The 21,349-nt window shown below is 70.5% G+C and carries 25 protein-coding genes; 7 read left to right on the top strand and 18 right to left on the bottom strand.

Annotation, left to right across the window (positions count from 1 at the left end; genetic code table 11):
• Positions 1-59: 59 nt before the first annotated feature.
• The 8 genes from rnc to ABZV77_RS17845 all read right to left on the bottom strand — a co-directional run bounded on the left by rnc (position 60) and on the right by ABZV77_RS17845 (position 8,240).
• Complete coding sequence (rnc, locus tag ABZV77_RS17880; protein ID WP_055564478.1) at positions 60-878, bottom strand: ribonuclease III; 819 nt, start codon at positions 876-878, stop codon at positions 60-62.
• A 7-nt stretch (positions 879-885) separates the two neighbouring features.
• Positions 886-1,059 carry a 50S ribosomal protein L32 gene (rpmF, locus tag ABZV77_RS17875; RefSeq protein ID WP_026165248.1) on the bottom strand — a complete coding sequence of 58 codons (174 nt, stop codon included), beginning with the start codon at positions 1,057-1,059 and terminating at the stop codon, positions 886-888.
• A 2-nt stretch (positions 1,060-1,061) separates the two neighbouring features.
• Positions 1,062-1,754 carry a YceD family protein gene (locus ABZV77_RS17870; RefSeq protein ID WP_356257179.1) on the bottom strand — a complete coding sequence of 231 codons (693 nt, stop codon included), beginning with the start codon at positions 1,752-1,754 and terminating at the stop codon, positions 1,062-1,064.
• A gap of 128 nt (positions 1,755-1,882) precedes the next feature.
• Positions 1,883-2,959, bottom strand: coding sequence for a cell division initiation protein (locus ABZV77_RS17865; RefSeq protein WP_356257176.1), 1,077 nt, complete (start codon positions 2,957-2,959; stop codon positions 1,883-1,885).
• Positions 2,960-3,070: 111 nt separating this feature from the next.
• The gene (gene coaD / locus ABZV77_RS17860) at positions 3,071-3,550 is read right to left on the bottom strand and encodes a pantetheine-phosphate adenylyltransferase (protein ID WP_356257659.1); all 480 of its coding nucleotides are present in this window, start codon (positions 3,548-3,550) and stop codon (positions 3,071-3,073) included.
• A 26-nt stretch (positions 3,551-3,576) separates the two neighbouring features.
• Positions 3,577-4,170 carry a 16S rRNA (guanine(966)-N(2))-methyltransferase RsmD gene (gene rsmD / locus ABZV77_RS17855; RefSeq protein WP_356257173.1) on the bottom strand — a complete coding sequence of 198 codons (594 nt, stop codon included), beginning with the start codon at positions 4,168-4,170 and terminating at the stop codon, positions 3,577-3,579.
• An 82-nt stretch (positions 4,171-4,252) separates the two neighbouring features.
• Complete coding sequence (gene recG / locus ABZV77_RS17850; protein WP_356257170.1) at positions 4,253-6,484, bottom strand: ATP-dependent DNA helicase RecG; 2,232 nt, start codon at positions 6,482-6,484, stop codon at positions 4,253-4,255.
• 82 nt (positions 6,485-6,566) lie between these two features.
• Positions 6,567-8,240 (bottom strand): DAK2 domain-containing protein, encoded by a 1,674-nt coding sequence (locus tag ABZV77_RS17845; protein WP_356257167.1) that lies wholly within the window; start codon positions 8,238-8,240, stop codon positions 6,567-6,569.
• A gap of 238 nt (positions 8,241-8,478) precedes the next feature.
• Here ABZV77_RS17845 and rpmB point away from each other — a divergent pair, with 238 nt between their 5' ends.
• Positions 8,479-8,664, top strand: a complete 186-nt coding sequence (rpmB, locus tag ABZV77_RS17840) for a 50S ribosomal protein L28 (RefSeq protein WP_016642993.1) — start codon at positions 8,479-8,481, stop codon at positions 8,662-8,664.
• A gap of 130 nt (positions 8,665-8,794) precedes the next feature.
• Here rpmB and thiD read toward each other — a convergent pair whose 3' ends face one another.
• Positions 8,795-9,589, bottom strand: a complete 795-nt coding sequence (gene thiD, locus ABZV77_RS17835; protein WP_356257164.1) for a bifunctional hydroxymethylpyrimidine kinase/phosphomethylpyrimidine kinase — start codon at positions 9,587-9,589, stop codon at positions 8,795-8,797.
• A complete protein-coding gene (locus ABZV77_RS17830; protein WP_356257161.1) occupies positions 9,586-10,554 on the bottom strand; it encodes a thiamine-phosphate kinase in 969 nt (322 codons plus the stop codon). The genes thiD and ABZV77_RS17830 overlap by 4 nt, the downstream gene beginning before the upstream one ends.
• Before the next feature lie 211 nt (positions 10,555-10,765).
• Here ABZV77_RS17830 and ABZV77_RS17825 point away from each other — a divergent pair, with 211 nt between their 5' ends.
• Both ABZV77_RS17825 and ABZV77_RS17820 read left to right on the top strand, forming a co-directional pair.
• Positions 10,766-10,999 carry an Lrp/AsnC ligand binding domain-containing protein gene (locus ABZV77_RS17825; RefSeq protein WP_356257158.1) on the top strand — a complete coding sequence of 78 codons (234 nt, stop codon included), beginning with the start codon at positions 10,766-10,768 and terminating at the stop codon, positions 10,997-10,999.
• 26 nt (positions 11,000-11,025) lie between these two features.
• Positions 11,026-11,526 (top strand): DUF3515 domain-containing protein, encoded by a 501-nt coding sequence (locus tag ABZV77_RS17820; protein ID WP_356257657.1) that lies wholly within the window; start codon positions 11,026-11,028, stop codon positions 11,524-11,526.
• Positions 11,527-11,557: 31 nt separating this feature from the next.
• On the opposite strand, the gene ABZV77_RS17815 is transcribed toward ABZV77_RS17820, so the two are convergent.
• The 3 genes from ABZV77_RS17815 to ABZV77_RS17805 are packed head-to-tail and all read right to left on the bottom strand — an operon-like array spanning position 11,558 to position 14,563.
• Positions 11,558-12,715 carry a D-alanine--D-alanine ligase family protein gene (locus ABZV77_RS17815; protein WP_356257155.1) on the bottom strand — a complete coding sequence of 386 codons (1,158 nt, stop codon included), beginning with the start codon at positions 12,713-12,715 and terminating at the stop codon, positions 11,558-11,560.
• Positions 12,716-12,761: 46 nt separating this feature from the next.
• Complete coding sequence (locus ABZV77_RS17810) at positions 12,762-13,790, bottom strand: NAD(P)H-dependent glycerol-3-phosphate dehydrogenase (protein ID WP_356257152.1); 1,029 nt, start codon at positions 13,788-13,790, stop codon at positions 12,762-12,764.
• Positions 13,787-14,563: a lysophospholipid acyltransferase family protein gene (locus ABZV77_RS17805; protein ID WP_356257149.1), complete on the bottom strand. Its 777-nt coding sequence runs from the start codon at positions 14,561-14,563 to the stop codon at positions 13,787-13,789. The genes ABZV77_RS17810 and ABZV77_RS17805 overlap by 4 nt, the downstream gene beginning before the upstream one ends.
• A 155-nt stretch (positions 14,564-14,718) precedes the next feature.
• Here ABZV77_RS17805 and cofC point away from each other — a divergent pair, with 155 nt between their 5' ends.
• Positions 14,719-15,354: a 2-phospho-L-lactate guanylyltransferase gene (cofC, locus tag ABZV77_RS17800; RefSeq protein WP_356257146.1), complete on the top strand. Its 636-nt coding sequence runs from the start codon at positions 14,719-14,721 to the stop codon at positions 15,352-15,354.
• A gap of 14 nt (positions 15,355-15,368) precedes the next feature.
• A complete protein-coding gene (locus ABZV77_RS17795) occupies positions 15,369-15,581 on the top strand; it encodes a hypothetical protein (RefSeq protein WP_356257144.1) in 213 nt (70 codons plus the stop codon).
• A 97-nt stretch (positions 15,582-15,678) separates the two neighbouring features.
• On the opposite strand, the gene ABZV77_RS17790 is transcribed toward ABZV77_RS17795, so the two are convergent.
• From ABZV77_RS17790 to leuC, 4 genes are all read right to left on the bottom strand, one after another.
• Complete coding sequence (locus ABZV77_RS17790) at positions 15,679-16,377, bottom strand: HU family DNA-binding protein (RefSeq protein WP_356257141.1); 699 nt, start codon at positions 16,375-16,377, stop codon at positions 15,679-15,681.
• Between the two features lie 161 nt (positions 16,378-16,538).
• A complete protein-coding gene (locus ABZV77_RS17785) occupies positions 16,539-16,775 on the bottom strand; it encodes a hypothetical protein (protein ID WP_055564463.1) in 237 nt (78 codons plus the stop codon).
• A 248-nt stretch (positions 16,776-17,023) separates the two neighbouring features.
• Entirely contained in the window at positions 17,024-17,617 is a 594-nt protein-coding gene (gene leuD / locus ABZV77_RS17780; RefSeq protein WP_356257137.1) for a 3-isopropylmalate dehydratase small subunit, read from the bottom strand.
• A 5-nt stretch (positions 17,618-17,622) separates the two neighbouring features.
• The gene (gene leuC, locus ABZV77_RS17775; RefSeq protein ID WP_356257134.1) at positions 17,623-19,047 is read right to left on the bottom strand and encodes a 3-isopropylmalate dehydratase large subunit; all 1,425 of its coding nucleotides are present in this window, start codon (positions 19,045-19,047) and stop codon (positions 17,623-17,625) included.
• Between the two features lie 180 nt (positions 19,048-19,227).
• On the opposite strand from leuC, the gene ndgR reads away from it, so the two are divergent.
• Positions 19,228-19,947 (top strand): IclR family transcriptional regulator NdgR, encoded by a 720-nt coding sequence (gene ndgR, locus ABZV77_RS17770; RefSeq protein WP_268773680.1) that lies wholly within the window; start codon positions 19,228-19,230, stop codon positions 19,945-19,947.
• A 134-nt stretch (positions 19,948-20,081) separates the two neighbouring features.
• Here the strand turns inward: ndgR and ABZV77_RS17765 are convergent, their stop codons facing one another.
• On the bottom strand, positions 20,082-20,567 hold the full coding sequence (locus ABZV77_RS17765) for a DUF4188 domain-containing protein (RefSeq protein WP_356257131.1): 486 nt from the start codon (positions 20,565-20,567) through the stop codon (positions 20,082-20,084).
• A 106-nt stretch (positions 20,568-20,673) separates the two neighbouring features.
• Here ABZV77_RS17765 and ABZV77_RS17760 point away from each other — a divergent pair, with 106 nt between their 5' ends.
• Entirely contained in the window at positions 20,674-21,336 is a 663-nt protein-coding gene (locus ABZV77_RS17760) for a MerR family transcriptional regulator (RefSeq protein ID WP_356257128.1), read from the top strand.
• Positions 21,337-21,349: the final 13 nt, after the last annotated feature.

Genomic DNA, 21,349 nt, shown 5'->3' with positions numbered 1-21,349 from the left:
CACAGCACGATGCCGGTCGCCCCCAGTGGGGACGACCGGCATCAAAGGATAGGCGGCGGTCAGACCGAGGGGGTGTCGGCGGTCCCCTCGGACTGTGCGGCAGCGGCGGCCTCGGCCGCCTTGATCCGCTCGTCCGCGGCGGCGCGAATCGCACGCCACGCGGACTCTGCGGCCTGCTGCTCCGCTTCCTTCTTGCTGCGGCCGGTGCCGGTGCCGTACGAGACGCCTCCGACGCGGGCGGCAGCAGTGAATGTCTTCTCGTGGTCGGGGCCGCTCTCCGTGACGAGATACTCGGGCACGCCGAGGCTCTCCGTCGCGGTGAGCTCCTGGAGACTGGTCTTCCAGTCCAGGCCCGCTCCCAGATTCGAGGACTTTTCGATCAACGGGTCGAAGAGCCGGTGCACCAGCTCACCCGCGGCGTCCAGGCCCTGGTCCAGATAGACCGCGCCGATCACCGCTTCGAGGGTGTCGGCGAGGATGGATGCCTTGTCCCGGCCTCCCGTGCCCTCTTCACCACGGCCGAGCCGGATGAAGGAGCCCAGTTCGAGGCCACGGCTGACCTCCGCCAGCGCACGCGAATTGACCACCGCGGCCCGCAACTTGGCCAGTTGGCCTTCGGGCAGGTCGGGGTGGGTGCGGTACAGCGTGTCCGTGACGACGAGACCGAGCACCGAGTCCCCGAGGAACTCCAGACGCTCATTCGTCGGCAGACCGCCGTTCTCGTACGCGTACGAACGGTGGGTCAGCGCACGCACCAGAAGGGCGGACTCGAGCTTGTACCCGAGCCGCCCTTCCAGAAGCGTGTGGGACGAGGCCGTTGTCTCCGCCAGTTTCTTGGCGTCTTCCGCCTTCTTGGGGCTAGACACGGTGCCTCTCACCAGCCGCTCAGACCTCGAGGACCTGGCGCTTGTTGTAGGTGCCGCAGCTCGGGCACGCGATGTGCTGCTGCTTGGGCTCCTGGCAACGCTCACACGAAACCAGGGTGGGGACCGCAGCCTTCCACTGCGACCGGCGGTGGCGCGTGTTGCTGCGCGACATCTTCCGCTTCGGAACAGCCACGGCTACTTCTCCTGCTTCTCGTCGACGCCCGCATCTGCTTCGGCGCCGCTCATCTCGTCCTTCTCGCCGTCCTGGATGGTGCCAGCGAGTCCCTGCAATGCCGCCCAACGGATGTCGACGGCATCATGGTGGTGGTCCGGGTCGTCCGCGAGCCGCACTCCGCACTGGGAGCACAGGCCCGGACAGTCGTCCTGGCACACCGGCTGCATCGGCAGTGCGAGCACCACCGCATCACGCAGCACAGGCTCGAGGTCGAACATGCCGTCCTCGAGGTAGAGCCTGTCCTCGTCCTCTGGGGATTCCCCGGCGTCGTCGGCCGGTTCCGCGGTGCGGCCCCGGTCGTCGGCGTCAGGGTACGAGAACATCTCCTGGAAGTCCGCGTCGAGCTCAAGCTCGAGCGGCTCCAGACACCTTACGCACTCCCCCTCGGCCGATGCACGGGCGGTGCCTGTGACAAGCACCCCTTCCATGACCGACTCAAGGCGGATCTCCAGCTCGACCGGGGCGCCCTGCGGCACTCCGATGACCCCTTCGATACCGAAGGTGCCCGGCGCACCGGGCGCTTCGATCTCGCGGGTCAGCCGCAGCATGGCACCAGGACGCCGCCCCAGCTCGTGTGTGTCGAACACGAGGGGGTTTCGGTGGTCGAGGCGCGTGCTCAGGGCTTTTCCTGCTTTCGAATCCTGGAAGTTCAAGGGGGGCCACCGCACTGACGCCTCAAATCTGAGGCTTGGGTGGGCAGCCTGGATCGCGGACGTATGCGCGACCGAAGAGCCAGGATACTTGACCTTTCGCTTTCGGCCCAATCCGGTCCTCGGGTCCGTTAGCGCCCCTGTTCGTACTGGCGCAGCTGCTCGGCGCTGATCATGGTCGTGTCGAAGAGGCTGGTCTCCTCGAGCGTCGCGGCGGGCGCCTCGTACCGGGGCTGCTGGGGCTGCTGGGGCTGTTCGTAGCCCTGCTGCGGATAGCCGTACTGGTCGTGCTGCTGGTGCTGCTGGTACGCGTACGGATCCTGCTGGGCGTACTGCTGCTGGTACGCGTACTGGTCCTGCTGCTGGTACCCGTCGTGCTGGGGGTACCCGTACGGGTCGGGCTGCTGCTGCGGCGGCGCGTAGGGCTGCTGGGCCGGGATCGGCGGCGGGGCCTGGGCGGGCTGCTGCGGCGGGGCGGACTCCGCGGCGGCCGACGGGCCCGCGAGGTCCGCCAGGAATTCGGCGTCGGTGGTGTGCCCCTGGGCGGCGGCGCCCTCGCCCAGGGCGCCGAGCTCGTCGGCGGGGGCCCGGCCGTGCAGGGTCTGGCGGCCCCGCCCGACGGCCTCCAGGGTCTTGGCGAGGACCGCCTCGAAGGCACCGAGCTTGGCGTCGACGTACGCGTCGGCGTCGCGGCGCAGCGTCTCGGGGTCGTGGCTGCGCTCGGGGGCGTCCTCGTCCTCGTAGCCCTGCTCGTCGAGGCCGGGTCCGGTGCCGAGGAGCTTCTCGCGGCCGCGGCCGACCGAGCCGAGGGTCTTGGTGAGGACGACCTCGAAGTTGGCGAGCTTGCTGTCCACGTAGTCGTCGGCCTCGACGCGGACCTCTTCGGCGGTCTGCCGGGCCTCCGTGAGGATGCGGTCGGCCTCGCCCTGGGAGTTGCGGGCGACCTCGGTGTCGGAGATCAGGGAGCCGCGCTCGGCGTGCGCGGTCTCGATGATCCGCTCCGCCTCCTGGCGGGCCTGCTCGACGAGCTGCTCGCGGCCGCCGATGAGCTCCTGGGCCTGGGCGAGGGAGCCCGGCAGGGCCTGGCGCACCTCTTCGAGCATCGAGAGCAGATCGGCGCGGTTGACCACGCACGAGGCCGACATGGGCATGGACCGGGCGCTGCCGATCGCCTGGACGATCTCGTCGATCTTCTTCTGCACGTCCACCGTGTGCTCGCCACTCTCTACAGCTGGTTGGGAGACGGACGGGACGACTGTAAGGCCAGTGGCCGCCCGCCCGACACCGGGTGACGGTCTGTCAGTGCTCCTGCCGCGGGGTCACTTCTTGCCCAGACGTTCGGTCAGGGCCTCGTGGACGAGCGGCGGCAGCAGGTGCGCGACGTCGCCGCCCCAGGCAGCGACCTCCTTGACCAGCGAGGAGGAGAGGAAGCTGTAGGTGGGGTTGGTCGGCACGAAGAGGGTCTCGACGCCGGAGAGGCCGTTGTTCATCTGGGCCATCTGGAGTTCGTAGTCGAAGTCGCTGACTGCTCGCAGGCCCTTGACGATGGCCGGGATGTCGCGCTGCTTGCAGAAGTCGACGAGGAGGCCGTGGAAGGACTCCACCTCGACGTTGCCGAAGTCGGCGGTGACCTGGCGGATCATTTCGATCCGCTCCTCGATCTCGAACAGGCCCTTCTTCGACTGGTTGATCATCACCGCGACGTGCACCACGTCGTACAGCTTGGAGGCGCGGGCGATGATGTCGAGGTGTCCATTGGTGATGGGGTCGAATGACCCCGGACAGACGGCGCGGCGCAACGTGAGTCCCTCGCTCTCCGGTCCGGTCATGGCGCGATCACTGAGTCGTCGCACGTAGAGGCGGCGCGACCGTACCAAAACGTCCCTTCGCCGTAGCGACGGGACCTGAGGGCCTCGAAACCCTCCGGCCAGCCGAAGACACCGCCTCTTGTACTGCGTTCAACGGTGACGAGCGCATCGTCCGTGAGCCAGCCCTCCGAGCGGAGTGTGAGGAGGATCTCCCGAAGATCGTCATCGGTGACGGCGTACGGCGGGTCGAGGAAGACCAGGTCGTACGGGCTGGTGGGAGCGCCTCCCTGGACGATCTGGGCGGCTTTGCCCGCCCGTACGTCGGCGCCTGGCAGGGCCACCGCCTTCACGTTCTCCCGGATGGTGCGCGCCGCCCTGGCGTCGGCCTCGACGAGCAGGGTGTGGGCGGCGCCGCGGGACAGCGCCTCCAGACCCACGGCTCCGGAGCCCGCGTACAGGTCGAGGACGCGTGCCCCGTCGAGCGTGCCCTGGAGGGCCTGCCAGGTGGAGAAGAGGCCCTCGCGCGCGCGGTCGGACGTGGGGCGGGTGCCGTTGCCCGGCGGGACGGCCAGGCGGCGTCCGCCGGCCGTGCCGGCGATCACGCGGGTCATCTGATTCCTTCTGGCTGGCTGGGGTGCGCCACGTCGGTGGGCTCACCGGTGGGCTGACTCCACGATATGGCGTACACCCCGGTCAGCCCTTGTCGAGGTACTGCTCCCGCTCCGCGTCGAGCAGCGCGTCCAGTGCGGTGCGCAGCGCGGGCAGCCGCTCCAGCTCGGGGTCGTCGGCGACCACGGTGACCGCCTCCTCGCGGGCGGCGGCGATGATCTCCTCGTCCTCGATGACGGCGAGCATCCGCAGGCTGGAGCGGACGCCGGACTGGGCCTGGCCGAGGACGTCGCCCTCGCGGCGCTGCTCCAGGTCGATGCGGGAGAGCTCGAAGCCGTCGAGCGTCGAGGCGACGGCTCCCAGGCGGCCGCGGGCGGGGCTGGCCTCGGGCATGTCGGTGACCAGGAGGCAGAGGCCGGGGGCCGAGCCACGGCCGACGCGGCCGCGGAGCTGGTGCAGCTGGGAGACGCCGAAGCGGTCCGCGTCCATGATCACCATGGCCGTGGCGTTCGGCACGTTCACGCCGACCTCGATGACCGTCGTCGCGACCAGGACCTGGGTCTCCCCGGCGGCGAAGCGGCGCATCACGGCGTCCTTGTCGTCCGGCTGCATGCGCCCGTGCAGCACCTCGACCTTGAGGCCGCTCAGCGGGCCGCGGGCGAGCTGCTCGGCGACGTCGAGGACGGCGAGCGGGGGCCGCTTCTCGGCGGTGGCCTCTTCCTCGGCTTTCTTCTCGGCCTTCTCGGCCTTTTTCTTGGCCTTCTTCGGGTCGGCGGCTTCGTCGGCGTCGTCGCCGATGCGGGGGCACACCACGTACGCCTGGTGGCCGTTCTCCACCTCCTCGCGGACGCGCTCCCACGCGCGGGCCAGGAAGTGCGGCTTGTCCTCGGCAGGGACGACATGGCTGGCGATCGGCGAGCGCCCGGCGGGGAGCTGGTCGAGGACGGATGTCTCCAGGTCTCCGAAGACGGTCATCGCCACGGTGCGCGGGATCGGCGTGGCCGTCATGACCAGGAGGTGCGGGGGCTGCTTGCCCTTGCCGCGCAGGGCGTCGCGCTGCTCCACGCCGAAGCGGTGCTGCTCGTCGACGACGACGAGGCCCAGGTCGTGGAACTGGACCTTGTCCTCGATCAGCGCGTGGGTGCCGATGACGATCCCGGCCTCTCCGGTGACCAGGTCGAGCAGGGCCTGCCTGCGGGTGGCCATCCCCATGGAGCCGGTGAGCAGCGTGACCTTGGTGGCGTGCTCGGTGCCGCCCAGCATGCCGCCCTCGGCGAGCTCGCCCATCATCTCCACGATGGAGCGGTGGTGCTGCTGTGCGAGGACTTCGGTGGGCGCGAGCATCGCGGCCTGTCCGCCCGCGTCCACCACGGCGAGCATGGCGCGCAGCGCGACCATCGTCTTGCCCGAACCGACCTCTCCTTGGAGGAGGCGGTGCATCGGGTGCTCGGTCGCGAGGTCGTCGAAGATCTCCTTGGAGACCTTCTCCTGGCCCTCGGTGAGCGTGAAGGGCAGCTTGGCGTCGAACGCGTCGAGGAGGCCGCCCTCCTTGGGCCTGCGGGCCACGGCGGGGAGCTGCGCGTCCGCGTACCGCCGCCGGGCCAGGGCTACTTGGAGGACGAAGGCCTCGTCCCACTTGAGGCGGTCGCGGGCGGCCTCGATGTCGGCCTTGGAGTGCGGCCGGTGGATCTTCAGGAGGGCTTCGGTGAGCGGGATGAGGCCGCGCCCGTCGCGGAGGGCGGGCGGCAGCGGGTCCTGGGCCTCCTGGGCGCTGGGCAGGACCATGTCGACCGACTTGGCGATCTTCCAGGACTCCAGCTTGGCGGTGGCCGGGTAGATCGGCAGCTGGGCGCCCGCCCAGGAACCGACGGCCTCGCCCACCTCGTCGCCCTCGGCCTTCAGCGGTTCGTACGCCGGGTGGGCCAGCTGCATCTTGCGGTTGAAGACCGACACCTTGCCCGCGAACATCGCGCGGGTGCCGGGCAGCAGGTCCTTGTGCGGCTTGTGGATGCCGCGGCCGAAGAAGACGAGCTGGACCTGGCCGCTGCCGTCGGTGATCGTGACCTCGAGGCGCTGGCCGCGGCCGCCGTTGAACGTCAGGATGCGTGCGCTCGCGACCTGGGCGACCACCGTGACGTGCTCGTCCAGGGGGAGGTCGGCGAGGCGGGTCAGCTCACCGCGCTCGGCATAGCGCCGGGGGTAGTGGTGCAGGAGGTCGCCGACCGTGTGCAGGTCGAGGTGCTCGGCCATCACCTTCGCGGTGGCGGGGCCGACCACTTTCTTCAGGGGTTCTTCGAGCGCAGGCACGAGATCCATTGCACACCACGCCACTGACAATCCGGCGCACGTCCCCCGAATCCGCGGAACGCACCCCGGCTCCCACCGGCCCTGGCGGCGACTACTCGACGCCGATCAGCAGCAGCGCAGCCTGTCGGCCGCCGCGGTAGACCACGGTGTCGACGGCCAGATACGCCTCGCGCACGTGCTTCTCCAGGTGCTCCGCGACGGTGTCGGGCACGGATTCGCCGAGCACCAGCGTGACCATCTCGCCGCCCGCCGACAGCATGCGGTCGAGGACCGAGACCGCGGTACGGGCCACCTCGGAGCCGATCACCGCGACATCGCCGTCGATCAGGCCGAGCACGTCGCCCGCCTGGCAGATGCCCGCCATGGTCCAGGACTGCCGCTCGGCGACGGCCAGTTCGCCGTAACGGGTCGCGCCCGCCGCCGAGGTCATGGCGACGACGTCCTCGTCGAAGCGGCGGTCCGGCTCGTGCACGGCGAGCGCCGCGATGCCCTGGACGGCGGAGCGGGTGGGGATCAGCGCGACCCGTACGCCTTCCGTGCGGGCCTGTTCCGCCGCGGCGGCCGCGGTGTGCCGCAGTTCGGCGTCGTTCGGCAGGAGCACCACTTCGCGGGCGTGGGCCCGCCGGATCGCGTCGACGAGCTCGCCGCTCGCGGGCGGCTCCCCCACGCGCGCGGGCACGGTGGTCGCCCCGGCCTCGGAGTAGAGCCCGGCGAGGCCCTCGCCGGGCACGACGGCGACGATGGCCCGTTGGGTGCGTTCCCGGGGCGGCTGGACGGTGGTGTGCGCGTCGTCCGCGCCGAAGTGGGTGATCCGGATGCGGTGGGGGCGGCCCGCCTCCACACCGGCCTCGACGGCCGCTCCCGCGTCGTCGACGTGGACGTGGACGTTCCAGAGCCCGTCGCCGCCGACCACGACGAGCGAGTCGCCGAGCCGGTCGAGCCGGGCCCGCAGCCGGGTGACGGCCGCATCGTCCGCTTCCAGGAGGTAGATCACCTCGAAGGCGGGGCTGCCCTCGTCGCCGGGCGCGTCCTCGCACTCGACGGCCTCCACGCGCGCGTGGGCGTGGACCGACCCCTTGGGATGCGCCGGGTGCGCCGCCGCGCTCTTGGAGACCACGGTCTCGCCCGACAGGGCGCCCGTCAGCGCCCCCAGAACCGCCACGAGCCCCCGGCCACCGGCATCCACCACTCCCGCACGGCCCAGCACCGCGAGCTGTCCCGGCGTCGCGTCCAGCGCCGCGCAGGCGCCTTCGTACGCCGCCCTGGCCACTGCCCCGCAGTCGCCTTCGGTGCCGGTGGCCGCGTCGGCCGCCGCGGTCGCCACGGTCAGGACGGTGCCTTCGACGGGGTGGGCGACCGCCTGGTACGCGGACTCGGCGGCCTGCCGCAGCGCGCGCTCCAGGACCCGCCCTTCGACGTGATCTGCCTCACTGCCCGACTGCCCCTCACCGCCGATGACCTGCGCCATCCCCCGCAACAGCTGCGACAGGATCGTGCCGGAGTTCCCGCGGGCCCCTATGAGCGCTCCGTGCGCCATCGCGCGCACCGTCTCCGCCAGCGAGGGGAGGGCGGGCTCATGGCCCGTGAACGCGGCGTCGACCGCCTGGGAGGCGGATTCCACGGTCAGATAGAGGTTCGTCCCGGTGTCCCCGTCGGCGACCGGATAGACGTTGATGGAGTCGATCTCCTCGCGGGCCCTGCCGAGGGCGTCCAGAGCCAGTCGGCACCAGGCGCGCACCGCGACCGCGTCGAGGTTCTGCGGCACCTGTTCGCCTCCTTGACCATCCGGAATGGACGCAGCGTAGACCCAGGGTGAACGGGGGGACCGGGGCGGGGGCCGGGCCGTCCGTGGTAGTTTCGTTGTACCGAAGCAGTCGTTGTATGCTGCTCCGGTTGCCCGATACGCATCGGGCCATTCCTCCTGGCAACGCCACTTCGATCATTGCACTGATCCCGGCATGCCGGGTTTAACCGTAAGTGCATCTGAAGTCTTGGAGTGACCCGTGGCTGCCAACTGCGACGTCTGTGGCAAGGGGCCGGGCTTCGGCAACAACATCTCGCACTCGCACCGCCGTACGCCCCGTCGCTGGAACCCGAACATCCAGCGTGTGCGTGCCGTGGTGAGCGGGACGCCGAAGCGCCTCAACGCTTGCACCTCGTGCATCAAGGCCGGCAAGGTCTCGCGCTGACGCCAGCGCGGCCACCTAGCTGGTTGCTGAAAGAGCCGGTTCCCCTTCGGGGGGACCGGCTCTTTCGTATGTCCTTCCACAGGCCCGGACATCCGCGGGCCCGGAGGGGGCCCGCCCGCAAGGGACCGGCCTACGCCTCCCTGAACCGCCAGCCGTGATCCACCGGACCGATCCCGCCGCCGAGCGCGAACCCCTCGGCGATCGCCCCGGTGACGTACTCCTTGGCCGCCATGACGGCCTCCGGCACGGCCTGCCCCTTCGCCAGCTGCGACGCGATCGCGCTGGCGAGGGTGCAGCCCGTGCCGTGCGTATGGCGGTTGTCGTGCCGGGGGGCGCGCAGGACGTGCTCCTCGGAGCCGTCGGTGAGCAGGTCCACGGCGTCGCCGCGGAGGTGGCCGCCCTTGATGAGCACCCACTTCGGCCCGTACGCGAGGACGGCGGCCGCCGCGCGCCGCAGGCCGTCCTCGGAGTCGACCTCGATGCCGGTGAGTTGCGCGACCTCGTCGAGGTTGGGTGTCGCGACCGTGGCGGCCGGAAGCAGCTTCGTGCGGACCGAGTCCAGCGCGGACGCCGCGAGCAGCGAATCGCCGTGCTTGGAGACGCCGACCGGGTCGACGACCGCGGGCGCGTCCGTACCCGCGAGCAAGTCGGCGACCGTCTCGACCAGTTCGGCCGAGGCGAGCATGCCGGTCTTCACGGCCTGTACGCCGATGTCGTCGACGACGCTGCGGTACTGGGCCCGCACCGCCTCCACGGGAAGCTCCCAGAAGCCCTGCACGCCCAGGGAGTTCTGCGCGGTGACGGCCGTGACGACGCTCATGCCGTGCGTGCCGAGGGCGAGCATCGTCTTCAGGTCGGCCTGGATGCCCGCGCCGCCGCCGGAGTCGGATCCGGCGACGGTCAGGACCCGCGGCGGGGCGGTCACTCGGCGTCCCCGTTGTCCCCGAAGTGGTCCCAGCCCTTGCTGGTCCACGGGGCGCCGTCCACGGTCACCTGGGGCAGCGCGGAGGGGTTGAGGACCTCCCCGATGACCTTCCAGCGGGCGGGCAGCTTCACGTCAGCAGGGAAGGTCGCCACGATGGCGTGGTCCTCGCCGCCGTTGAGCACCCACTGGAGCGGGTCGACGCCGACGGCCTGCCCGATGTCGTTCATCTGCGAGGGCACGTCGACGTCTCCGGAGCGGATGTCGATGCGCACCTTGCTGGACTCGGCGATGTGCCCGAGGTCGGCGATGAGGCCGTCGCTGACGTCCGTCATGGAGGTCGCGCCGAGGCCCGCGGCCGCGGGGCCCGCGTGGTACGGCGGTTCGGGCCTGCGGTGGGCCTCCACGAAGGCGCGCGGCGAGCGGAAGCCGCGGGAGAGCACGGCGTGCCCGGCCGCGGACCAGCCGAGCCAGCCCGTCACGGCGACGACGTCGCCGGTCTTGGCGCCCGCGCGCGTGACCGGCTCGTGGTTGCGCAGGTCGCCGAGGGCGGTGATCGCGACGGTGATCGTGTCGCCGCGCACCACATCGCCGCCCACGACGGCCGCGCCCGCGACCTGACACTCGTCCCTGAGGCCGTCCATCAGCTCGGTGGGCCAGCTCGCGGGGAGCTCGGCGGGGACGACCAGGCCGAGCAGCAGCGCGGTCGGCACGGCGCCCATGGCCGCGATGTCCGCGAGGTTCTGCGCCGCGGCCTTGCGGCCCACGTCGTACGCGGTGGACCAGTCGCGGCGGAAGTGCCGCCCCTCGAGGAGGATGTCGGTGCTCGCCACGACCCTGCGGTCCGGAGCGGACACGACCGCGGCGTCATCGCCGGGGCCGAGCCGTACGGCCGGCGTGGAGGTGAGCCGCGAAGTGAGCTCTCTGATGAGCCCGAACTCCCCCAACTCGCCCACGGATCCCTTCACCGAGTCTCACCATGCCCTTTCAAGCTGCCCGGCCCCCGGTCGCGAGCCGTCTCTGTCGTCGGTACGGTCGACGTGACCGTCAACTTCTGTTGTCCGTCCACCACGATGTGCGCGCCACAGGTCACCCGGGTCTCCCCGCGGCAAGCGGCGACGCGGTACCGTGGCGTCCCTTTCTCCCCCACATGATCCTCGTGGCCGCCCTGGAGGTTCCGTGGTACAGGCGTACATCCTGATCCAAACAGAGGTCGGCAAGGCGTCGACCGTCGCCGAGCTGATCGGCAAGATCCCGGGAGTCATGCAGGCCGAGGACGTGACCGGACCCTACGATGTCATCGTCCGCGCGCAGGCGGACACGGTGGACGAACTCGGCCGCATGGTGGTCGCCAAGGTCCAGCAGGTGGATGGCATCACCAGAACTCTGACCTGCCCGGTCGTGCACTTGTAGCCCCCGTCTACCCTGGCCCGGTGAACATCCCCCACCTCCGGCGCCGCTGCCTCACAGGAATGTCCGCCCTCGCCCTGTTGATCGCGACAGCGGCCTGTTCAGCTACGGACGACGAGGCGTCAGTGGTGGTTCCTTCCCCGGCCGCGAAGGCCGCGGGCCTCTGCCGGGACCTGCACGGACAGCTGCCGGAAAAGGTCGACGGGCTGGGGCGCACCGACCCCGGGCCGAAGTCCGAGCTGACCGCGGGGTGGGGAGACCCGGCGATCATACTGCGCTGCGGTGTGCCGCGGCCCCCCAAGATGGTCGACCCCTCCTACGCACCGAAGAACGGCGTGAAGGTGAACGGCGTGGCCTGGCTCCTGGAGAAGCAGGACGACGGTTCGTACACCTTCACCACCGGGGCGCGCCTCGCCTATGTGGAGGTGACGCTGCCCGAGGAGCGGACGGGGGACGGTCTGGGTCCGCTCACGGACTTCGCCGCCCCCGTCAAGAAGACGATCCCCGTGGGGATCGGCAAGACCTCCTGAGGTCTGACGGGGGCAGCTCTTCGGGCAGGCGTCAGCGCAGGCCCGTGGAGCGGGTGAGGGCCGCCTGGATGAGGCGGTCCACCAGCTCGGGGTAGCTGACGCCGCTCTTCTCCCACATCTGCGGGTACATCGAGATGGGCGTGAAGCCCGGCATCGTGTTGATCTCGTTGATCACGAACCGGCCGTCCTCGGTGAGGAAGAAGTCCGCGCGCACCAGGCCCTCGCAGGACGCCGCCTCGAAGGCCTCGACGGCGAGCCGCTGGATCTCCGCGGTCTGCTCGGGCGTCAGCGGCGCGGGCACGATGCCGGGCGCCGAGTCGATGTACTTCGCGTCGAAGTCGTAGTAGTCGTGCGACTGCACGGGCGGGATCTCGGCCGGGACGCTCGCGCGCGGGCCGTCCTCGAACTCCAGGACGCCGCACTCGATCTCACGGCCGCGCAGCAGCGCCTCGATCAGGATCTTGGGGTCGTGGTGCTGCGCCTCGGCGATGGCCTCGTCGAGGCCTTCGAAGGAGTCGACCTTCGTGATGCCGATCGAGGAGCCCGCGCGCGCGGGCTTGATGAACAGCGGCCAGCCGTGTTCGCCCGCGAACTCCGCGATGCGCTGACGGGCGCCCGCCTCGTCCTGCTGCCACTCACGCGGGCGGATCACCAGGTACGGGCCGACGTTCAGCCCGAAGGAGGAGAACACCCGCTTCATGTAGTCCTTGTCCTGGCCGACGGCCGAGGCGAGGACACCGGAGCCCACGTAGGGCACTCCGGAGAGCTCGAGCAGGCCCTGGAGGGTGCCGTCCTCTCCGTAGGGACCGTGCAGCATCGGGAAGACGACGTCGACCTCGCCGAGCGCCTTGGGCACGGAGCCGGGCTCGCTGTAGACGACCTCGCGGTTGCCCGGGTCGAGGGGCAGCACCACGCCGCCCTCCACGGAGTCGGCGAGTTCGCTGACGCTCGGCATCTTGCGGTCGGCAATGGCCATCCGCTCGGGCTCGTCGGCGGTGAGCGCCCACCGTCCGTCCGTGGTGATGCCGATCGGCAGGACGTCGTACTTGGTGCGGTCGATGGCGCGCAGCACGGCGCCTGCCGTGACGACGGAGATGCCGTGCTCCGAGCTGCGGCCGCCGAACACGACGGCCACGCGCGGCTTGCGGGGCGGCTGCTCAGGGCTCTGGGGGAGGTTCTCGCTGCTCATATCGCGTTGAGAGTACCCGTTGGTACCGAAGTAGTCAGGTGTGCCTTCAGCGGCGCTCGGGCTTGGCGCTGCGCGACATGAGGTCCTTGAGGGCGACCATCGGGGGCGTGCCCTCGTGCACGATGCCCACGACGGTCTCCGTGATGGGCATGTCGACGCCGTGCCTGCGGGCCAGATCCAGCACGGACTCGCAGGACTTGACGCCCTCTGCGGTCTGCTTGGTGACCGCGATGGTCTCCTCCAGGGTCATGCCCTTGCCGAGGTTGGTGCCGAAGGTGTGGTTGCGCGAGAGCGGCGAGGAGCAGGTGGCCACCAGGTCGCCCAGGCCCGCGAGTCCGGAGAACGTCAGCGGGTCCGCGCCCATGGCGAGCCCGAGCCGGGTGGTCTCGGCGAGGCCGCGCGTGATGAGCGATCCCTTGGCGTTGTCCCCCAGGCCCATGCCGTCCGCGATGCCCACGGCGAGGCCGATGACGTTCTTCACGGCGCCGCCGAGCTCGCAGCCGACGACGTCGGTGTTCGTGTACGGGCGGAAGTACGGCGTGTGGCAGGCGGTCTGGAGGCGCTGTGCGACGGCCTCGTCCCGGCAGGCGACCACGGCGGCGGCGGGCTGCCGGGCGGCGATCTCACGGGCGAGGTTGGGGCCCGTGACGACGGCGATCCGGTCCGCGGGGACCTTCGTGACGTCCTCGACGACCTCGCTCATCCGCATGGCGGAGCCCAGTTCGACGCCCTTCATGAGGGAGACGAGGACGGTCTCTGGGGCCAGCAGCGGCGCCCACTCGGCGAGGTTGCCGCGCAGCGTCTGCGAGGGCACGGCGAGGACCGTGAAGTCGGCGTCCGCGGCGGCCTCGGCCGGGTCGGAGGTCGCCCGGAGGTTCTCGGGGAGCCGCACACCGGGGAGGTAGTCCGGGTTCGTCCGCGTGGAGTTGACGGCGTCGGCGAGTTCGGCGCGACGGCCCCACAGGGTGACGTCGCAGCCCGCGTCGGCGAGCACCATGCCGAAGGCCGTACCCCAGGAGCCCGTTCCGAAGACGGCGGCCTTCACCGGGCCTGCCGAGTTCACGGGGTTCGTCACTTGCTGTCCTCCGAGGTGCTCTCCGCGGGGCCGACGGCTCCGCGGTCTGCCTTGCGTCGTTGTTCAAGCCGCGCCCTGCGCGGGTCGTACGGCGTATCGGGGGCCTTCTCGCCCCGGACCTCCTCCAGGAGTTCGGTGATCGCGGCCATGATGGTCTCGGTCACCTCGCGCAGCACCTCGGGCGTCGGCTCCTTGTCGTAGAAGCGCGACAGGTCGACCGGCGGTCCCGCCTTCACCTGGAGGGTCTTGCGCGGGAAGAAGGTGGGCTTCTTGCTGTACGGCGGCAGCGCGAGGTTGGCACCCCACTGGGCGACGGGAATCACCGGGCACTGGGTCCTCAGGGCGACCCGCGCGGCACCGGACTTGGCCGTCATCGGCCACATGTCGGGGTCCCTGGTGAGGGTGCCCTCGGGGTAGAAGGCGACGCACTCGCCGCGCTCGATGGCGTCGACGGCGGCACGGAAGGCGTCCAGCGCGTTCGTGGTCTCGCGGTAGACCGGGATCTGGCCCGTGCCCTTCATCACCTTGGCGACAAAGCCGCCCTTGAAAAGGCCGTCCTTTGCCAGGAATCGCGGCACTCGTCCGGTGTTGTACTGGTAGTGCGCGTAGGAGAACGGGTCGATATGAGAGTTGTGATTCACCGCCGTGATGAATCCTCCGTCGGCCGGAATGTGTTCCATTCCACGCCAGTCCCGCTTGAACAGAACCACCAGCGGCGGTTTAGCAATGACCGCCGCCAGGCGGTACCAGAAGCCGATTCTGCGGCGGGACACTCGGACACCTTCCTCCATGAACCTGGTCGGCCGCACAAGTGTCGCCCCAGGCTGCCTGTCTGTCGAGAACACCGTACGCCCACCCCTTCCCCGCCACCCCGTGCACCGGCCCTCCAGCAGGTCACAATGGGCGCGACGCGAAGGACGGAGCGCTCGTGCAGTGGACCCTGGTCATACCCCTGAAGCCGCTGGCGCGCGCCAAGAGCAGGCTCGCCGCCACCTCCGGGGACGGTCTCCGCCCCGGCCTCGCCCTGGCGTTCGCGCAGGACACCGTGGCAGCCGTGGTGGCGTGCCCCGGGGTGCGCGATGTGGTGGTCGTCACGGGCGACGCCGTCGCGGGGCGCGAGCTCGCCGCACTGGGCGCCCGAATCGTCGCCGACGAGCCGGGCGGCGGCCTGAATGCCGCTCTGACGCACGGCGCGGCCTTCGTGCGCGCCGAGCGGCCCCAAGCGCCCGTCGCGGCCCTGAACGCCGATCTGCCCGCGCTGCGCCCGGTCGAATTGGCCCGCGCTCTCGACGGCGCCGCCTCTTTTCCCCGCGCATTCATGCCTGATGCCGAAGGAATCGGTACGACGTTGCTGTGCGCGGCGGCGGGAACGGAATTGCGTCCGGCATTCGGTACGGCATCGCGGGCCCGGCACGCGGCGTCCGGCGCCGTGGAACTCTCGCTCGACGGGGTCGATTCCGTACGCAGGGACGTGGACACCGGAGAGGACCTGCGCGCCGCTCTCGCGCTCGGTGTGGGGCCCCGCACCGCCGAGGTCGCGGCGGGCCTGCTCATCCCCGACTGAGTACGCTGCCTTCCATGCAGGCGACCGCGTACACGTACGACTCCGAGACCCGCAGCGGCAGTGTGCTGCTCGACGACGGGACTCCCGTGTCCTTCGAGGCCCCCGCGTTCGACGCGGGCGGGCTGCGGCTGCTGCGGCCCGGGCAGCGCGTGCGCATCGAGGTCGAGGCCGACGGCGACGGCGGCGAGGCGCGCCGCATCACCCTGGTGACCCTGCAGACGTTCTGATCCGCGGCCCTGCGGCCGCTCCGACAGGCCTGTACGCACGACGCGGGCCGGGCTCCCCCGTGGGAGTCCGGCCCGGCGCGTGAGTGCCCTCGTGCCCTTACTTCTTGCGGGCCGTGGCCTTCTTGGCGGTCGTCTTGCGCGCCGTGGACTTCTTGGCGGGCGCCTTCTTGGCGGTGGCCTTCTTCGCCGGCGCGGTCTTCTTGGCCGTGGCCTTCTTGGCCGGGGCGGCCTTCTTGGCGGTGGCCTTCTTGGCGGCCGGGGCGGCCTTCTTGGCCGTCGCCTTCGTGGCCGTCTTCTTGGCGGTGGCCTTCTTCGCCGCTGCCTTCTTGGCCGTCGCCGTGGTCTTCTTGGCGGTGGTCTTCTTCGCGGTGGCCTTCTTCGCCGTCGCGGTGGCCTTCTTCGCGGTGGCCTTCTTGGCCGTGGCCTTCTTCGCCGCCGCCTTCTTGACCGTCGCCGAAGCACCGCCGGTCAGGCTGCCCTTGGGCGCCTTCTTGACCGCGACGTCGTTCTTCGGGAGCTTCTTCGAGCCGCTCACCAGGTCCTTGAAGCCCTGTCCGGCACGGAAGCGCGGAACCGAGGTCTTCTTGACCCGCACGCGCTCCCCGGTCTGGGGGTTGCGGGCGTAACGAGCCGGACGGTCGACCTTCTCGAACGAGCCGAAGCCGGTGACCGAAACCCGGTCCCCGCTGACCACGGCACGGACGACGGCGTCCAGGACCGCGTCGACGGCGTCGGCGGCCTGCTGGCGGCCGCCCACCTTGTCGGCAATCGCTTCTACGAGCTGCGCCTTGTTCACGTCTTCCCCTTCGGAGACATTGCCGGGAGCGAAATACTCCGGCTTTTTCGCACGTTAGGCAGATATATACCGCAAATCAAACACGAAACGGGCTAATCACCCTTGTGCCGCAACGAAGTGGCCCATCTCGGAGTTCCTCGAAGGTCCGTTGAGGCTGCTGCTCAGCCGTCTTGGGGGAATCGACCCTCGTCTGCTTCATCGAGGGACGCCATCAATCGCTCCAGACGCCTTGCCGCATCGGCGAGATCGTGTTTGGCCGCGGCCGTAATGACCAGCAGCTTCCGGGTCAGCGCCATCCGTACGCCCTCCGGGACTTGCAGTGCGCGCACCCTTGAGTGCGCTTCCTTCAGTTGGTCCGCGACGAGCCCGTAGAGCTCGAGTTGGCTGTCACGTCCCATGCACCGATTGTGCCATCTGGGGCGAGTTGTCGCCTCCGCAGGGGGTAACTGCCGCCGTCCGCCGCCTTCCTGAGGGTACCCCGTCACGCCGAGTACAAGGGGATTTCCAGCCTCTTCTTCCTTCTTGGACAAGGGAGTTGAGACCACCCGTTCAGGTCAGCCGGTACCCCCGGACGGCCACACACAGACGTACCCCCAACCGTTCACGATTGGGGGTACGTCGGGGTGTTGCAGGGTGTTGCGAGGTGTCAGACCTGCACGGTCCGAGGCTTGTACGAGGGGCGCCCGGACTCGTACGTGGCGATGTCCGGCTCGTTCTGCAGGGTGATGCTGATGTCGTCCAGGCCGTTCAGCAGGCGCCAGCGGGCGTTCTCGTCGAGCTCGAAGTCGGCGGTGACGCCCTCCGCGCGGACCTGGCGATCCTGCAGGTCAACGGTGATTTCGGCCTGCGGATCCCGCTCCGTCAGCTCCCAGAGCGCGTCCACGACCGTCTGGTCAAGCACCACGGTGAGCAGGCCGTTCTTCAGCGAGTTGCCCCGGAAGATGTCGGCGAAGCGGGACGAGATGACGGTCTTGAACCCGAAGTTCTGCAGCGCCCACACGGCGTGCTCACGGGAGGATCCGGTGCCGAAGTCGGGGCCCGCGACCAGGACCGTGGCGCCCTGTCGCTCGGGGCGGTTGAGGACGAACTCGGGGTCCTTGCGCCAGGCCTCGAAGAGCCCGTCCTCGAAACCGTCCCTGGTGACCTTCTTGAGCCAGTGAGCAGGGATGATCTGGTCGGTGTCGACGTTGCTGCGGCGCAGCGGAACGGCCCGGCCGGTGTGCGTGGTGAATGCTTCCATGGTTCTCAGACTCCGGCGGTCACGGGGGCGTCGGACAGGTCGGCGGGCGAGGCGAGGTGGCCGGTGACCGCGGTGGCGGCGGCGACCTGCGGGGACACCAGGTGGGTGCGCCCGCCCTTGCCCTGCCTGCCTTCGAAGTTGCGGTTCGACGTGGACGCCGAGCGCTCGCCGGGAGCCAGTTGGTCGGGGTTCATGCCCAGACACATCGAGCAGCCCGCGTGCCGCCATTCGGCGCCTGCACTGGTGAAGACCTTGTCCAGGCCCTCGTCCATCGCCTGCAGGGCCACCCGGACCGAGCCGGGGACGACCAGCATCCGTACGCCGTCGGCGACTTTGCGGCCCTCGACGATGGAGGCCGCCGCGCGCAGGTCCTCGATGCGGCCGTTGGTGCACGAGCCTACGAAGACGGTGTCGACCTTGATGTCCCGCAGCGGCTGCCCCGCGGTCAACCCCATGTACTCCAGGGCCTTTTCGGCGGCGAAGCGCTCCGAAGCGTCTTCGTACGAAGCCGGGTCGGGGACGTTCGCCGAAAGCGGCGCTCCCTGGCCCGGGTTGGTGCCCCAGGTGACGAACGGCGCCAGCGAGGCGGCGTCGATGTAGACCTCGGCGTCGAAAACGGCGTCGTCGTCGGTCTTCAGGGTCTTCCAGTACGCCACCGCGGCGTCCCAGTCCTCGCCCTGCGGGGCGTGGGCGCGGCCCTCGATGTAGTCGAAGGTGGTCTGGTCCGGGGCGATCATCCCGGCGCGGGCGCCCGCCTCGATGGACATGTTGCAGATGGTCATCCGCGCCTCCATCGAGAGCTTCTCGACGGCCGGGCCGCGGTACTCCAGGACGTACCCCTGGCCGCCACCGGTGCCGATCTTCGCGATGATGGCGAGGATCAGGTCCTTGGCCGTGACGCCGTCGGGCAGTTCGCCGTCGACGGTGATGGCCATGGTCTTGGGGCGGGCCATCGGCAGCGTCTGGGTGGCCAGGACGTGCTCGACCTGGGAGGTGCCGATGCCGAACGCCAGCGCGCCGAAGGCGCCGTGGGTGGAGGTGTGCGAGTCGCCGCAGACCACCGTGGTGCCGGGCTGGGTCAGTCCCAGCTGCGGTCCCACCACGTGGACGACGCCCTGCTCGACGTCGCCCAGCGGGTGCAGGCGCACCCCGAAATCGGCGCAGTTCTTGCGCAGCGTCTCCAGCTGCGCCCGCGAGACCGGGTCGGCGATGGGCTTGTCGATGTCGAGGGTCGGGGTGTTGTGATCCTCGGTCGCGATGGTGAGGTCGAGCCGGCGCACCGGCCGACCGGCCTGGCGGAGGCCGTCGAAGGCCTGCGGGCTGGTCACCTCGTGCAGCAGGTGCAGATCGATGAAGAGGAGGTCGGGCTCGCCCTCGGCGCGCCGGACGACGTGGTCGTCCCAGACCTTCTCCGCGAGTGTCCTACCCATCGCTTTCCCTCCGACCGGCCGCTTCGCCGGCCCAACTAGAGAATCCGTTCGCCGACGCGCGTACCCCTCGTGCCGCGCGTCGACCGCCGATCCGTTGGTCCGCGGATCGCTCGTACAGAGTGGCGCGTCTCGCAGAAAATTGAACTTGCGTTTCACAGAGTGAGACGGGAGTATCGACGCATGGACAACTCTAGCGGCGTAGGCGTTCTGGACAAGGCGGCTCTTGTCCTGGGCGCTCTGGAGTCCGGTCCGGCCACCCTCGCGGGCTTGGTCGCGGCCACCGGGCTCGCACGACCCACGGCCCACCGACTGGCCGTGGCACTGGAACACCACCGGATGGTGGCCCGGGACATGCAGGGCCGTTTCATTCTCGGCCCCCGCCTCTCGGAGCTCGCGGCGGCGGCGGGCGAGGACCGCCTGCTCGCCACGGCGGGCCCGGTCCTCACCCACCTGCGCGACGTCACGGGCGAGAGCGCGCAGCTCTACCGCCGCCAGGGCGACATGCGCATCTGCGTGGCCGCGGCGGAGCGCCTCTCGGGCCTCAGGGACACCGTCCCCGTCGGCTCGACGCTCACGATGAAGGCAGGCTCGTCGGCCCAGATCCTGATGGCGTGGGAGGAGCCGGAGCGCCTGCACCGCGGCCTCCAGGGCGCCCGCTTCACGGCCACGGCCCTTTCGGGCGTACGGCGCAGGGGCTGGGCCCAGTCGATCGGCGAGCGCGAGCCGGGCGTGGCGTCCGTCTCCGCGCCGGTGCGGGGCCCCTCGAACCGCGTGGTCGCCGCCGTCTCGGTCTCCGGACCGATCGAGCGCCTGACCCGCCACCCCGGCCGCATGCACGCGCAGGCGGTCATCGACGCCGCCGGACGCCTCTCCGAGGCCCTGCGCCGCTCCGGCGGCTGACGCCCCGGCGCCGAAAGCGCCCTCGCACGCACACAGCGCCGGAAGAAGCTGCCTCAACGCCGCGGCAGCCTCTTCCGGCGCTTTTCTGTCCCCTTCCGCCCCCGGACCGCCCCGCAGGGCACCCGCCGGGGGCGTCAGGCCCTGCTCAGCCGGTCTGCGGCCCGGTCCCCGCGGCGGCCGACCGGAATCACGCCGGTGGCCTCGCCCAGGCCGAACGGCGGCATGTTCACGTACACCGCCTCATGGGCACCGGCCCGCACCACGAACGTCTCGTGCCAGAAGCCGACCTTGCCCCGGCCCTCCCTGATGCGACGGTTGAAGGCCGCCCACGCGGGCCGGTGGGCCTTGTCCGGCGCGGTCGAGTACGCCAGCAGCTTCTCCTGCGACTCCCAGTACTGGACCACGTACACCAGGCGCGCCCCGCCGAACAGGAGCCGGTAGCCCAGCATTCCGCTCTCCCGGTCCCGCGACAGCTCCTTCAGCATGCGGGGCATCGCCATGAAGACGGGCCACCAGCTGCGGACGGCGCGGAAGGCATTGATGCGCATCCCGATGTGGAAGACGACCACGTCGCCTTCCGCCTCGGCGGTCATGCGCCCTTCGATCGGCTTGCTGCTCATGACGGTTCCCCCTTGACGGAGCTCTGGCCGAACGTTGGATAGTTCCGCTATCCATGCTTGGATAGTGGCACTCTCCAAAGAGGAGCGCAAGAGGAGGCACGAACCGATGAGACTGGCGGAACTGAGCCGGCGCAGCGGGGTCCCCACGGCCACGATCAAGTACTACCTGCGCGAGGGACTGCTCCCGCCGGGCCACCGCGTGACGGCGACGCAGGCCGAGTACGACGACACCCATCTGCAGCGGCTCCGGCTCGTGCGGGCGCTGGTCCAGGTGGGCCGGGTGCCGATCGCGTCGGCGCGGGAGGTGCTCACCGCGCTGGAGGACGACTCGCTGGACCACAACTCCCGCCTGGGAACGGCGGTATGGGCACTGCCGCACGGCCCGGAGCCCACCGCGGACGACCCGCCCCAGGAGGCGGCGCGCCACACGGTGGACGCCCTGCTGGCACGCCTCGGCTGGCGGAACGCCCGGGAGTACGGAGCCGAGTCGCCCGCCTATCGGATGCTGGTGACCGCCGTGGACACCCTGGCCCGGCTCGGATACCCGTGCGGCGTGGCGGACTTGGCGCCGTACGCGCGCGCGGGGCGGCAACTTGCCGACACGGACCTGGACTTGATCGAGCGGTACGAGTCGCCGGACGAGCAGTTGGAGGCGGCGGTCGCGCTCACGGTGCTCTACGAGCCGGTCCTGCTGAGCCTGCGCCGCATGGCGCAGGCCGAGGAGTCCAACCGGCGCTACGGGCAGGAGCCGGAGGCGCCGCAGGCATGACGAAAGGGCCCTC

The organism is Streptomyces sp. NPDC004732 (genome assembly GCF_040609235.1).
Taxonomy (GTDB): Bacteria; Actinomycetota; Actinomycetes; order Streptomycetales; family Streptomycetaceae; genus Streptomyces.
The sequence above is the reverse complement of the archived record's forward strand: the minus strand, read 5'-3'. Positions and strand labels throughout refer to the sequence as shown.

Coding starts and splice junctions, on each gene's coding strand:
- ABZV77_RS17765 (WP_356257131.1), bottom strand. CDS start 20,567: ATGAGCAGCAAGCCGATCGAAGGGCGCATGACCGCCGAGGCGGAAGGC.
- ABZV77_RS17795 (WP_356257144.1), top strand. CDS start 15,369: ATGCAGGCGACCGCGTACACGTACGACTCCGAGACCCGCAGCGGCAGT.
- rsmD (WP_356257173.1), bottom strand. CDS start 4,170: ATGACCCGCGTGATCGCCGGCACGGCCGGCGGACGCCGCCTGGCCGTC.
- leuD (WP_356257137.1), bottom strand. CDS start 17,617: ATGGAAGCATTCACCACGCACACCGGCCGGGCCGTTCCGCTGCGCCGC.
- ABZV77_RS17785 (WP_055564463.1), bottom strand. CDS start 16,775: ATGGGACGTGACAGCCAACTCGAGCTCTACGGGCTCGTCGCGGACCAA.
- ABZV77_RS17815 (WP_356257155.1), bottom strand. CDS start 12,715: ATGAGCAGCGAGAACCTCCCCCAGAGCCCTGAGCAGCCGCCCCGCAAG.
- leuC (WP_356257134.1), bottom strand. CDS start 19,047: ATGGGTAGGACACTCGCGGAGAAGGTCTGGGACGACCACGTCGTCCGG.
- ABZV77_RS17760 (WP_356257128.1), top strand. CDS start 20,674: ATGAGACTGGCGGAACTGAGCCGGCGCAGCGGGGTCCCCACGGCCACG.
- recG (WP_356257170.1), bottom strand. CDS start 6,484: ATGGATCTCGTGCCTGCGCTCGAAGAACCCCTGAAGAAAGTGGTCGGC.
- ndgR (WP_268773680.1), top strand. CDS start 19,228: ATGGACAACTCTAGCGGCGTAGGCGTTCTGGACAAGGCGGCTCTTGTC.